Raw genomic sequence first — 13417 nt, 5'->3', positions numbered from 1 at the left:
ATGTGTTACGCCTCATAAGACTGATCACTTTCCTCCGTTTTTTCCGCAAACAGCCGAATGACGAGCGGAAGCGCCGCCGCAATCAGCGTAATGATCGCAAGAACCGTTACCCCCATCGCAAACAGATGGCCCGTTCCGTATTGAATATCGATATAGACTTTCGAAACCGGACTGTCAAAGGTGAAGTTCGGCATAATCAGATCGATCAAAGGCGCCACATAAAAGAGAATGAGCGCTGATGATGCGATCCATCCGGTAATCGAGCTGAAGACAAAGGCTGCCCGGATAAAAGCTGAACTCGCCGCAAGCAAGAGAATCGTAAAGACTGACCATTTAATCGTCTGATCGTCCGGAAGCGAGTAGATATTCAGACCGAACAGACTGATCATCAATCCGACCATAATGTTTAAAATCCCAAAGAGCGCGCCTTTGACAAGAAGCGGCGCCTGCTGATAATACGAGCTGAAATAGCCGATCAGAAGACTGCTGATCAGGACGATCACCAAAATGACGACCGGCGGAACATTCTGAACCCGGTCTTCCGGCACCTCTCCGCTGATTTTAAGCGGGTTGGCAAGATAATCATAAACGTAGCCGTTTTCCTGTCCGTCAACGAGCGCGTTCCCTAAAATGCCGTACACGTCATTTCTGATCAATTTCGTGGAATCGACGTTTTTGCCCCAGTTGCTGTTTAAGGTGTCCGCTTTTTGCTGGACGTCATTTACGCTTTGCTGCATATTGTCGGTATAGCTGATGATGCCGGACTGGCGTTCTGACAGATGGCCCATCGTGTCAGACATTTGCAGGACTTCGCGGCCGACGGTATCCTGAGCGCCGAGCGCCATCGTTCCGGTTAATCCGTCTCCGCTGAACGCGGCCGCTTCCTGCACAGCGCCTTCAGCCAGCTGATCGGATGCTTTCGCCGCGCTGTCTGAAATGCTGGCGAGCTCATCGAGCACTCCGGCTTGTTCATCTCTGATATACGAGCTGTAGTTATCCGAGAATTCGGTCATGCCTTTAATGAAATTGCTGATGTCTTCATCTGTCTGCATCTTGTTGTTTTTCAGGTTTTCCCAGCTTGCCGTTTCCACCGGTTTGATGGCGAGAACGGTTTGAACTTCGCCTTGCTGGGCTTTCAGCACCCTGTTTTTCACATCAGGCAGCGAGCCCGCGTCAAGAGAGTGATAGAGTGTCGCCTCATACAGGGATAAATCATTATAGTAACTCATTAAATCGGATATTTCTTTTGTATTGATATCAGCGGCAAATATCTGTTCAAGAGCAGATTTGCGGCCGCTATCCAATGACGGGTAGTTCAAAATGTTCTGTTCTGTTCTTACAATCATTCTGTAAATGGTATTGAAGTCTTGTTTTCTCTTTTCTACTGTTTTTCCAAGATCTTCCTGTAATTTCTCCGCCCGTTTTTCAACTTTGGCAATCTGCTTTTTAAGGCCTTGGATTTCTTCATCAAGAGCATCGAGACGTTTTTTCAGTTCTTCATTATGAGTCTGCTGTTTCTCTTCCAGCTCTTTTTCAATTTGCTGAATGCGCTCTGCGGCTTGGTTCAGCCTTTCTTTCGCCTCAGATATGTCCGTGCCGCCGTCTCCTTCAGAATCGTTTGGATCGTCCGCCGGCTCATCAGCAGGCGGAGTGACGTTTTTAGCGGCAGTGGCGGTCTGGACGGTTTTTGGCTCCTGATCACCTGTGTTATCGGAAGCAGGCTGCTGATCTTTTGTGCCGTCTTCCGTTTTTCCGCCTTCTCCGGGATTCGTTCCGTTATTCGGATCGGTATCGCCGGAGTTTTCACCGTCATCGCCTTGGTCCGGTTTTTCAGGGGCCGGATTTTCTTTTTCCGGTTCTTTTAATCCGTCAGAAATGTGATTGATTTCAGCGGAGATGCGCTTTAATTCGTCACGCTGATCATCAAGGTCAATTTTCAGATCGCCGGGTTTTTCTTCTTTCGGTTTTTCTTCTTCTTTCGGTTCATCCGATCCGTCATCCCCCGGGTCCTTTTCCGGAACGGTTAATGCTGGCCGATCCCTTTTCATAAGGGTTTGGATGCTGTTCAGTGTTTCAAATCTTGCTTGAGCTTTATATTGAGTCAAAAAATTGTTCAGTAAATTGGATTGAATATCTGCCATCCCGTGTTCCTGCTCAGGAACCTGCGCTTCTCTCACCTGTTGGGCGGCCAAAAGAGCCGATCCCGTCTGGTCAAGCTGTGTCTGCGCCTGGTTTATGCCTGAAGACAGCCCGCTCATCATCGTGCTGAACTGGTTGGCGGCCTGCTGTGCTTTAATGGCATTCAGTCCGGTTGTGATTTGCTTTTGATTTTGTTCCTGCGCGGCCATCAGCAGTTTTTTCTGATTTTCTTGATATTGTTTATAGCGCTCGACCGTATCGGCAAAGTCTTTGAGCGTGGTTTTGGCTTCATCTGCCGAAGTCAATTTTTCTTTTGCCGCGCCTTGCGCTTCATTCATTGATTTTTTCAGTTCGTCAATCAGGTCTTTTTGCCGCTTGATTTCACCTGCCAAGTCATTGGAGCTCGGCTTGTAAAAGTTGTACATGACGTTTTGAAACTCTGATTCTTTATTGACGATCTTGTCAAAATCGCCTCGGACATTGTTCACTTTTTGTGAGACGAAATTCCAATATAATGCCGACATTTTTTTGTTCATTGATTTTTGGGCGTCTTCTAGCTCACGCTGCACCTTTTCTTTGTTGACGGCGTTCAGGTTGCTTTGAATATTGAATGTCAGCGTGGCTTTTTGCGGACGCTCCTTGTCATAGCTTAAGATATCTTTTGAAAAATCGGATGGAATGTAAACGACGGCGTCATACTTCTTAGCCGCCAGGCCGTTTTCAGCCGCGCTCCTGTTGACAACCGTCCATGAATAATCCGGACGGCCGCCGAGAGCGGCCGCTACTTCTTTGCCGAAATGGACGGATTCCTCTTCCTCATTTTCATCTGTTTGTAAGCCCATGTCTTCATTCACGACTGCGATTTGGCGGGTGGCGTTGTTTTTTTGTTTTCCCGGGTCATCGCCGATAAACCGGAAAAACAGCACCGGCAGCAGCAGAATGATGACGACCGCGGCTATTAATTTGATCAGGCTTTTTCGTTGTTCAGTCATCTGACGGCCTCCCTTTCCGCTGAACATAAAGGTATTTGGATTTTTTGCTCCTTCCCGTTTTCAACCAAATAGCCGAAGCCCGGCTGAATGTCCGGTTCCTGCCTTTGGTAAGGCAGCGGAATGACATTTTGCTCGGATTTTTTCACAAGCAGCATCGCGTGGCGGATCTGTTTCATTTCCGTCGTTAAGGAATCATAGCCTTTTGAGAATTCGCTGTGATTGCCCGCTGGGATAAAACTGAAGCCCACATGCGCGTACGATTTCATAAACATCGCCAGTTTGTCCTGAATGGCGGTGTCGATCGTCTGCTGGAATCTTGTAATACCGTCGGCCATTAACACGACCGGAGAGAAACTGAGTTTGTGCACATCGCCATTTTTGACGGCCTGCGCATACTGAGCTTCGCGCTCCGTGAAAATGGCTTCTGCCGTTTCGATCCACTGCCGGACGTCTTCTTTTGTGTCCAGATAGCTGACCTTTGTTTCCTGCGCATACTGCGACAGTCCGCGGTCAATCGAGTCAAACAGCCCGACCTGTTCTGTACCTTCACGCAGCAGGTGATTCAGCATCACTTTCAGGATATTTGTTTTTCCACGCTGTGTCTGGCCCAAAATAAGACAATGCTTATTTTTGCCCAGATCAAAGTACACAGGGCTGACCTTTTCCTCATGAAGCCCGACAGGAATGCGGAACGGTTCTTGATCCAGGCCGAGACGGAGTGAAAATTCGCCGGCCGTCAGCCTATCCGGAAGCATCGGAATCGGGTCTGGGCCGGCTGTTCCGGCGTGGCGCTCAGCTAAAGCTTTGACATCATCTTTCAGCGCCTGGAACATCTCGAGGTCATTTTCCGCTTCAGCCGGAAGAAACATTTGCGCGAAATACAGTTCTTCTTTTTGGATCATGACGCGGCCCGGGATCGGTTCGAGACTGAACGGCGGACGCCCGTAAATGGAGTATCCTTCTGACTGATCCATTAAATAATGGACGACTTTCGTTTTTATGTTGTTTAACAGCGACTGGCGGACGGCGTTTACCCTCGTTGCGGTCAGCAGGAAGTAAATGCCTAAGCTTTGCCCGTCGCGTGAAATCTGGATAAACTCCGTTTCTAATTCATGCATTTCATCTTTGACGATGTCGAAATTGTCAATTGTGATAAATATAAACGGCAGCTCTTCTTCACTGAGCGAATTGTACATTTTGATATGGCTGACTTCTTTTTCTCTGAACAGCCGTTTCCGCCGCTCGATTTCTTCCTTGATGCGGATCATGAATTTTTCGATCTTTCTCATTTGATCCATTAAGAAATAGTCTGCGGTGTGCGGAAGCTTTGCCAATGGCAAAAGTGTGCCGTTTCCGAAGTCAAAGATGTACATATGAAGCTCTTCCGGCGTGTATCCTTCCGCGAAGTTCATCAGGAAGGTGATGGCAGCCACTGACTTGCCGTAGCCGGATGAGCCGAAAATGCCGATGTTGCCGTCATCCATCATCGTATAAGCGAGAGGCGCCTGTCTTTGCTGATCAGGCTCATCCACGCAGGCGATGAAGAAGCGGTCTTTTTCCTGCGCAGGGTAAAGCGTGCGCGGGATACGTTCGGCAAGCGGCGGAAGCCACGGGCTCGGCAGCTTTTCAATGCCCATTTCATTTTGAATCCGCTCGATTTCTTCGACTACGGCTTCTATTTCTGCCGGGGCGTCTTTTTTCGCCGCATCATCCGCGTCCACCTCAGACAGCGGAATTAAGCCGGTGTCGGTAACGATGGCAATGTCATCCTCGGTGCCGTATACATCTTCCATGTAAGGGGCGCCGCTCCAGGCAGACTGGAACTGCTCATACACTTCGTTATTTCCGACTTGCAAGTAGCCGCGTCCGGTGACCGTAATATTCGCCGCATCACTGTTTTTCAGGATTTCTTTACTGTCACTTGCATCCTGCACTTTCAGCGCGACCTTAAAGCGTGAGTTGCTCCATATTTGGTCGTCAATGATGCCGCCCGGCTTTTGCGTGGCGAGAATTAAATGCACACCAAGGCTCCGTCCGATGCGGGCCGCGCTGACAAGCTCCCTGATAAAGTCAGGCTCTTCGCTTTTCAGCTCGGCGAATTCATCTGAAATCAAAAACAGGTGCGGCATCGGAATATCCGTTTCTCCCTGTTTATACAGCTTTGTATAGTCATTGATGTGATTGACGCGATATTGATCAAACAGACGCTGCCGTTTTTTCAGCTCGCTTTTAATGGACGCAAGCGCCCTGATACTGAAGTTTCTGCTTCCTTCAATATTCGTGATGGTCCCGAGAAGGTGCGGCATTTTGCGGAACGGCTGCGCCATTCCTCCGCCCTTATAGTCAATCAGCAAAAACGCCGCTTCATGCGGGTGAAAGTGAACGGCCAATGACAGGATGTACGTTTGCAGAAATTCACTTTTCCCGGAGCCGGTCGTTCCCGCCAGCAATCCGTGCGGCCCGTGCGCTTTTTCATGCAGGTTTAAATAGACGATGTCGTCTTTTCCTTTATAGCCGATCGGAACAGCCAGCGATTTTGCAGACTCACTTGTCTCCCACTTCTGCCTGATGCCGATTTCTTTTACTTCCTTCGCATGAAACAGCTCCAGAAATGAGACCGTTTCAGGAATGGAATTCGTCATTCCGACCTGATGGTGCAATGTCCGAAGCGTCCGGGAAAACCGCTCGTTGTTTGTCCATTCATGCCTGTCCAGCTTAAACGGGATCTGCACCGCTTTTTTCTGCTGAATGAGAATGTCTCCCTCATCTTCATTAATGTAGCGGACGAGGGTGTGAATGTTTTCCGCCAGGCTTTCCTTCGTTTCCGCGGCGATGATTGCCGAGATGCCGAGATGCTCATGCCGGCCTTCGATGTATTCTAAAATGACGTGCTCTGCGATCAGCTGCTGATTTGTGATGACAAAGACAAAATGCGGCTGGAAGATCTTCTTTTCTTTATCTTCTTCCAAATCCCGCTCCCGCAGCAGCTCGTAAATGGACGATAACAATTGATCGCGGGTCTGTTCATTGTAAATAAATCCTTTCGCGTACATATGAGGCAGCTGAAATTGCGGCAGCCACTTCATCCATTCCCATTCCTTATATTCGTCCTCATGAAAGATAAAGACAAATCGCAGGTCATGGTAGCTGTTGAAGAACGCGAGCTGGCCGATCAGCTGGTGAATTTCATTTTTGACGATCTGAGGTTTCCCGACAAGCCCCATCGGCCCTTCTTGTAAATCAACGGTTACGGGGGCATGGCGGATATCTTTATACACACGCTGCATGTGCTGCGACTGCTCCATCAAATCATCCACATCACGGTTCGCAAGGTCTCCGCCGCTCATTGAAATCTCGTAGCTTGCCGGGACCGTGCCCGTTCCGAGCCGAAGCATCAGAAAATCCCTGCTTTCCAGCGATTTCTCCCAAATGCGGCCGCTGATTTCAGAGGTGAAATATTTCATTTTTTCAAACGGGGGAAAATGATGCGTCAGCACTTGCAGCTGTTTTTCCGACAGCGCCTGAAGTTCTTTCCGTTTGTTTTCCAAATACTGCTTGTACACACGCTCCCGCTTCTCCTCCCGTTTTTTCCGCTGGTTTTTTTCACGGAAATACTGCACGGTGGAGGTAATGAGAGTCATCATAAACATCGCCAAAGAGACTAGGATGAATATGCCCCTCGGCTGTATAATGGCGACAACCCCCATTACAATCAGCATGACCAAAGGAGGCAGAATGACGAGCCACAGCCCCCGGTTATTCTGTTCGCTTTCCTGCGAGGGAAAGCTGAATGAAACGCGGTCTTCTGGAAGATCGTAGACCATGCGCGGCGTTCTTCGATATAGCGGGTATTTCTTTTTCGTTTCGGTGCTTGGTTTTACCGTTTTGGTTAAAACGGTTTGAAGCTTTTCGTGATGAACGGCTTCTAAAAGGTCGTCCTCCATCAGCCTCACACGCAGAAAATTCCACAGCAGCTCATCTCCCGTGCGGAGCCTTTCGGGAGCTTCTGCAAGCTTTCCGTTCACATAAACGTCCTGGCCATCAGGGACAACAGACCAGCATCCTCCCGACTTTCGCAGATAAAAAGCCCCTGTTTGAGCGGAGGACGGCTCTTTGTATATATCCGCTTCCTCTGTTTCTGATGAGAAAACGATCTCATCCTTCCCGCCGATAAAATAAACGGAGGATTCTTCTTTGTCAGGGGTGAGCAGAAGCCGCATCGTCTCTTCTTCAATCCGGCAGGGCATTTCATTTCCTATTGTCAATTCGCCGGCACAGTTATTTCCCAGGAAAACATCATAACGATCTGTTTCTTTTCGATAAAGGGTTGCGGCGTTTTGCCGTAACGGAAGTGTGCCGACCGTGATAGTATCTTTCATATCCGGACCGATCGTAATCGGCTGAGACGGCGGGAGTTCAGACAGCTGAACCTTTTGTACGTGCTCTCGGTAAAAGACCCATAACAGACTCATATGGCGAACCTCCTGACAGCCTGATCGTTACCTGCGGCCATTTGATGTGTGCTGTTATTTTTTTTCATCTTTTTTCTCATCTTTCTTGTCGTTCTCTTTGTTATCTTTCGCTTTGTCTTGTTTGCTCTCATCCTGTCCGGCGGAAGCTTCGGCGGTGTCACCGTTTTCCTCCGCATCTTTATGCTGCTCCTCCGCCTCTTTTTTCGCCTTCGCAAGCTCGCTTTCCACGGCGTCCAGTTCTTTCTGCTTTTCGTCGTCTTTCATACTGTCATCCGCTAATAATTGCTGTTTATATTTTGTAAGTCCGAGCCAGATGTACGGGTTGTACTCAAGATTGCGGCCGATTTTGATGGCTTCTTCATTTTCCCCTCTGCCGATATCAATCCAATAAAGGAAGTGCTTCGGGTCTGATTGCAGCGTGACCAGATTCCCGATGTTTTTCCGCTGCTCTTCCCTCAGATTTTCAACTGCCACATAAGAGGAAGCAAGCTCGTACTGCACAGATTCCGGGAGGCTTTCCGCATCGTATTTGGCGAGTGTGTCAATGACTTTGCTGTACTGCTGATTTAAAAAATAGCGGTTGCTTTCCGTAATTGCCTCTTGCTTTGGCTGGGCGAAAAACAGAACGTATAAGGAGTAAAGAAGTGTCGGCACAAGGAAGACGGCAAGCGCCAGACCGGCGTATCTTTGGATTTTCCATTTCTTTTTCGGCAGTTTTATGTATGTCTTGTCCCTTTCTTCGAGGGAATCAATTGCGGTTTGAATGGTTTCTTCCAGTTCTTCAATCGTCTCCGCCTCTAGCACGCTTTTCACCTCAGGAGAGAAGTGAAGCGTCTCCTTGTACTTCAAATATTCATCGAAGGTGTACGCCCCGTCAGCTGCAAGCGCCGCACAGGCTTTAAGCTCTTTTAACACCCTTTCTCTATCTTCCTCATAAGGCGGAAGGCTCTCCTTTACGCCGTAATGAAGAAAGTAAGGCGTCAGCGCTTTATCAAACACGATATTTTCAGGGGCGGCAATCAGATTGAGACGTTTCAGCTTATGCTGTTTCACGGTTTGGACGAGACGGTAGGCAAATTGCCACCTGCTTTTTTTATCTTTTCCTTTTATATAGCGGAAAGCCTGATAAGAAGAAGGAGGTTTGATTGTGATGGTTACTTCGTCTTCTGAAACTGAGACCTCTTTTTGAAAAAAAGGATCAGCATCTTTAATCACGTTTGCTTCCAGCCCGTCAAGAAGCTTGATTTTTTCCCGCTGGAAGGTGAACGTGAAGCCTGATTCGGTTTCTTCCCGGACGGCGTCTAATTCTGCTTCTAAATAAGATCTGTTATGATCTGTCATTCCACCATGTCCTTTCATAAAATTTCAAGGCGGTCTCCGTTCGTAATGCCGCAGTCAGATAGCTTTTGTTCTCCGGAAAAAACCGCTTCTTTATTGACCACTCTGATCCAATAGCCTTCACGCGGCGGAACGGATACATGCTGAGCCTGCCGGGCAATATCAATGACTTTTTTCACAGAATGGTAATCTGACAATCTGAGATCGAAGACGCTGCCGTTATAATGTGTTAAATCTATTGTAATATCGATATACATATTCATATCACCCTTACATAGAAAGAGCGCCGTCTTCTTGATTGAATCAGGCGCTCCGTTTCTTCATTCATCTTATTATCCGCGAATTTGGTTAGCGATATCTTGGTCAGTAGACTCAAGCGTATTTGCCGTTTGATCGAGCTGATGATTCACATCTTGAAGCAATTCAGACATTTTAATAAATGAAGGTTTCAGCTGCTCATATTGATCTGCAAATGCTTCACTTGAAGCACCTTCCCACATGCTTTTCAAATCAGAAATCATGCGGTTCAGGCGGTCAACCTGATTCATGACTTCCTGACTTTCAACGCCATATTGCTTAGCCATCGCTCTTAGCTCTTCGGGTGTGACACGAATTAATCCAGACATATTCCTTATACCCTCCTGTGTCATCAGCCTAAATATGGGCTAATTCACTTATTTTTTGAACGTCATTATTATAAAAACAACCATTCGGCACAGTCAAACAAATCTGTTTTAATTTTACAAAATGAGTCTTATGATATATTGGATTTTTCGGTACTTTTACACATTTTGTAAATGTAGTAGTATGATTTTCTTATTATTTTCGTTTTCATCGAATGATCTTATTGTCCTATCCCATTTCCCTGCAAAGATGCCTTTCAGTCTGAAAAGCAAGATGGTAAGATCAAGATATGAAGCTATGAAAAAGTAGGGATACAGATGACCAATCCAAAGGATCCATTTAAGTACAGTTTCGACAGGCTTGAAGATGTTGCCGACCATATCAGTGAGGTTCTTCAATGCCCCATTACAATAGAAGACGTTAATCATAAACTGCTTGCATACAGCACGCACAGCGATTGTACAGATCCGGCCCGGACGTCGACGATTATCGGGCGAAGGGTGCCGGAAAAAGTCATCAACAAACTGTGGAAAGACGGAACCATTCCGGCTCTATTAAAAACGGACCAGCCGATCAAAGTGAAAGAAATTGACGAGGTGGGGCTAAGCAACCGCGTGGCGATTTCCATCTGGAAAAACAGTCAGGTTCTCGGGTTTATTTGGGCGCTTGAGATCAAAAAAAAGCTCAATGACGAGGACCTGAAGACACTTCAGCTGGCAGCCAAAGCGGTGCGGAACAAACTTTTGCACCTGCAGATCCGCAAAACGAAAATCGAAGAGCGGGGCCAGGAGTTTTTTTGGAAAATGCTGACCGGCCATATTTATCAGGAAGCCGAAATGGCCGAAGGGTTTCATAAGCTCGGGATGGCGCTGCCGTCCGTGTTCAGCGTCATGATCATCCGTTTACATGATGAGCTGACTGAAAAGACGGAACAGCAGCTGCAATATTTGCAGGAAACGACACAGCAGATTCATGTCATGCTGGCGACTGTCGATTCAAATGAATTAATCTTATTAGCCGCGCCGAAAACCGATCAGCCTTTTAAAGATTTAAAGCACTTCGCCCTTCATATTCAAAAACAGCTGAAGGAACGATATAAAATTGAGGATGCGTCGATTGCGGTCGGCGGTATTTACGAATCGATTTCTTACGTTTACCGCTCCTATCAGGAAGCGCTTTCCGTATTAAAAGCGAAAGAGCGGTTTGTGAGAGAAACCAAACACCTTTTCAGCTTCTCGGAACTCGGCATTTATCAGTACCTGGATGTGTTGGATGAAAAACGCAAGCACAGCGGCTATATGAACTATTCCCTCTCAAAGCTTGAGCAGTATGACAGGGAGCACCAAGCCGATATGGTAAAAACGCTCGAACATTTTATTGATGCCGACAGCAACGTCAACACCGCCGCTAAAGCGCTTAACATCCATGTCAATACATTGAATTACAGGCTGAAAAGAATCAGCCAGATCGCAGAAATCGACTTAAAAAATGTGAATGAAAAGTTTACGATTTACCTTGATATCAAACTTCGCAGCATGGGTTCGTGAAATTTCACAAATCCGTGTTTTTTTATTTTCTGTTTCAAACAAAGAATTTTCGCAAAAATCACGCTACACTTGAAGCATCACACAAACATTGGGGGAAACAGACATGATTATCGGGGTTCCAAAGGAAATCAAAAACAATGAAAATCGAGTGGCATTAACACCTGGAGGCGTTTCACAGCTTATCGGAAACGGCCATCGGGTTCTTGTGGAATCCGGAGCGGGACTCGGAAGCGGCTTTACAAATGAAGATTATGTATCAGCAGGGGCGGAAATTCTGGAGGACAGAAAGCAAGTATGGGATGCGGAAATGGTCATGAAGGTAAAAGAACCGCTGGCTGAAGAGTATGCGTATTTCCGTCAAGGTCTGGTCTTATTCACTTACCTTCATTTAGCTGCAGAGCCGGAATTAGCTAAAGCGCTTACAGAAAAAGGCGTGACAGCTATTGCGTATGAAACGGTAACGGACGGACGTTCCCTTCCGCTGCTTACGCCGATGTCCGAAGTGGCCGGCAGAATGGCCGCGCAGATCGGGGCTCAGTTTCTTGAAAAACCAAAGGGCGGAAAAGGAATTTTATTAGCCGGCGTACCGGGTGTATCCCGCGGAAAAGTCACGATCATCGGAGGGGGCGGCGTCGGAACAAATGCCGCGAAAATGGCTGTCGGACTCGGTGCCGATGTGACAATGATCGATTTGAACGCAGACCGCCTGCGTCAGCTTGATGATATTTTCGGGCATCAGATTAAAACATTGATGTCAAACCCTGTAAATATTGCAGATTCCGTCGCGGAAGCGGATCTTCTGATCTGCGCCGTGCTCATCCCGGGAGCCAAAGCGCCGACTCTCGTTACGGAAGAAATGGTTAAACAAATGAAACCGGGTTCCGTCATTGTTGATGTTGCCATCGATCAGGGCGGCATTGTGGAAACCGTTGATCATATTACAACCCACGATAATCCGACTTATGAAAAACACGGCGTCGTTCACTACGCTGTCGCCAATATGCCGGGCGCCGTACCGCGTACGTCTACGCTCGCATTAACGAATGTAACCGTTCCTTACGCGCTTCAAATCGCCAATAAAGGCGCGGCACAATCCATTGCAGACAGCCCTGCGCTCAAAGCGGGCTTAAATACGGCTAACGGACATGTCACGTATGAAGCGGTAGCCAAAGACTTAGGCTATGACTACGTGCCTGCTGAAAAAGCAATGCAAGGTTCGGCTGCAAAAGCTTAATAGATATGAAGAGGACAGCCTGATCAGCGGGCTGTCCTTTTTTCTTTCTCATAAAAGGAAAAACGGCCCCCTGTCTCGAATATCAATTCATATCCCGAAAGAAAAAGGAGGATTCATATGGCTGTTCAGCACTATGGTGTATTAAAAGGCACTGTGTCAGATATGAAAAGGGAAACAGATGATGATTCTCCGCATTTTCAAGTCGAGGTGCTAGGCGAGCCTGATACGCGCTATCGCTGTGCGATCAATGTCATGTCAAGTTCAAAAGAATCAGAGGTTCTGTATGCGGCACGCGATCATTTTGACGCAAGCGCGATCACCCTGCTGCCCAACATTCCGTATGGATATACCCCAATTGATGAAACCAGCCGTGAGCTGGCGCTGGATTATGTCCGCGGCGGATTGTTTGATCCCCGGAACATGGTGCCCCTCCCGCATGAAGTCACCGGTCCGGATAATGACTTAAATGACTTTATTGAGACGTACATGCAAAAAGCCAAATCAGAAAAAGCCACCGTCTATATTTACGGCTCTAAATTCGGACCGGAGCCGGGCGCTGATAAGATTTTCGGGTTCAAGCCGACAAACGGCATGCATAATATTCATATGAATCAGGGAAACCCAATTGATACACGCTGGAAGAAGGATAACGGAACGTGGCACGACGGCGGTATTTTAATCCAGTTTGCAGACCAGTGGGCCGCGGTCTTTTTGGCTTTTCTGTCTCAGTCATGGTGCACGAATGAAGAAGGCCACCCTTATACATTTTGTGATCATACACAGCTTAACGGCTGATGTCCGCATAAAAAGCCTGCCGAAATAACGGCAGGCTTTTCTTATTACATTTTAGCGGTTTCGTCCTGTTTCAGGCTTTCCGGCCTCATATCACGCCAGTTTTTTTCAATATATTCGAGACAAACGGGGCGGGTTTCATTCGTGACGCGGGTTTCCCAGCCGTCCGGCACATCCAGATAGGCCGGCCACAGTGAGTACTGGCCTTCAGCATTGACGAGCACATGGTATGAGCCGTCTTCCCGTTCAAATGGATTTGTCATATCATTCTTTCCTTTC

The 13417-nt window shown here is 47.5% G+C and carries 9 protein-coding genes; 3 read left to right on the top strand and 6 right to left on the bottom strand.

The genetic code is table 11. From position 1 onward, the window contains the following. Positions 1-5 precede the first annotated feature (5 nt). The 5 genes from esaA to OQ477_RS15855 all read right to left on the bottom strand — a co-directional run bounded on the left by esaA (position 6) and on the right by OQ477_RS15855 (position 9567). The gene (gene esaA / locus OQ477_RS15875; RefSeq protein WP_265973144.1) at positions 6-3131 is read right to left on the bottom strand and encodes a type VII secretion protein EsaA; all 3126 of its coding nucleotides are present in this window, start codon (positions 3129-3131) and stop codon (positions 6-8) included. Then, entirely contained in the window at positions 3128-7603 is a 4476-nt protein-coding gene (gene essC / locus OQ477_RS15870; RefSeq protein ID WP_265973143.1) for a type VII secretion protein EssC, read from the bottom strand. Before essC ends, esaA begins: the two co-directional genes overlap by 4 nt. Before the next feature lie 54 nt (positions 7604-7657). Then, positions 7658-8944 (bottom strand): type VII secretion protein EssB, encoded by a 1287-nt coding sequence (essB, locus tag OQ477_RS15865; RefSeq protein WP_044801957.1) that lies wholly within the window; start codon positions 8942-8944, stop codon positions 7658-7660. A gap of 14 nt (positions 8945-8958) precedes the next feature. Further along, on the bottom strand, positions 8959-9198 hold the full coding sequence (locus tag OQ477_RS15860) for an EsaB/YukD family protein (RefSeq protein ID WP_007408690.1): 240 nt from the start codon (positions 9196-9198) through the stop codon (positions 8959-8961). Positions 9199-9273: 75 nt separating this feature from the next. Then, positions 9274-9567, bottom strand: coding sequence for a WXG100 family type VII secretion target (locus OQ477_RS15855; protein ID WP_015418116.1), 294 nt, complete (start codon positions 9565-9567; stop codon positions 9274-9276). Between the two features lie 315 nt (positions 9568-9882). Here OQ477_RS15855 and OQ477_RS15850 point away from each other — a divergent pair, with 315 nt between their 5' ends. The 3 genes from OQ477_RS15850 (at position 9883) to OQ477_RS15840 (ending at position 13141) form a co-directional block, all read left to right on the top strand. Continuing rightward, positions 9883-11112, top strand: coding sequence for a PucR family transcriptional regulator (locus OQ477_RS15850; RefSeq protein ID WP_014418775.1), 1230 nt, complete (start codon positions 9883-9885; stop codon positions 11110-11112). A gap of 103 nt (positions 11113-11215) precedes the next feature. Then, entirely contained in the window at positions 11216-12346 is a 1131-nt protein-coding gene (gene ald / locus OQ477_RS15845) for an alanine dehydrogenase (RefSeq protein WP_265973142.1), read from the top strand. 117 nt (positions 12347-12463) lie between these two features. Further along, positions 12464-13141, top strand: coding sequence for a YukJ family protein (locus OQ477_RS15840; protein ID WP_007613467.1), 678 nt, complete (start codon positions 12464-12466; stop codon positions 13139-13141). 44 nt (positions 13142-13185) lie between these two features. Here OQ477_RS15840 and OQ477_RS15835 read toward each other — a convergent pair whose 3' ends face one another. Further along, positions 13186-13401, bottom strand: coding sequence for an MbtH family protein (locus OQ477_RS15835; RefSeq protein ID WP_265973141.1), 216 nt, complete (start codon positions 13399-13401; stop codon positions 13186-13188). Positions 13402-13417 lie beyond the last annotated feature (16 nt).

The organism is Bacillus sp. ChL18 (assembly GCF_026241425.1).
Classification (GTDB): domain Bacteria; phylum Bacillota; class Bacilli; order Bacillales; family Bacillaceae; genus Bacillus; species Bacillus velezensis.
This window is presented reverse-complemented; position numbering and strand designations above follow the sequence as displayed.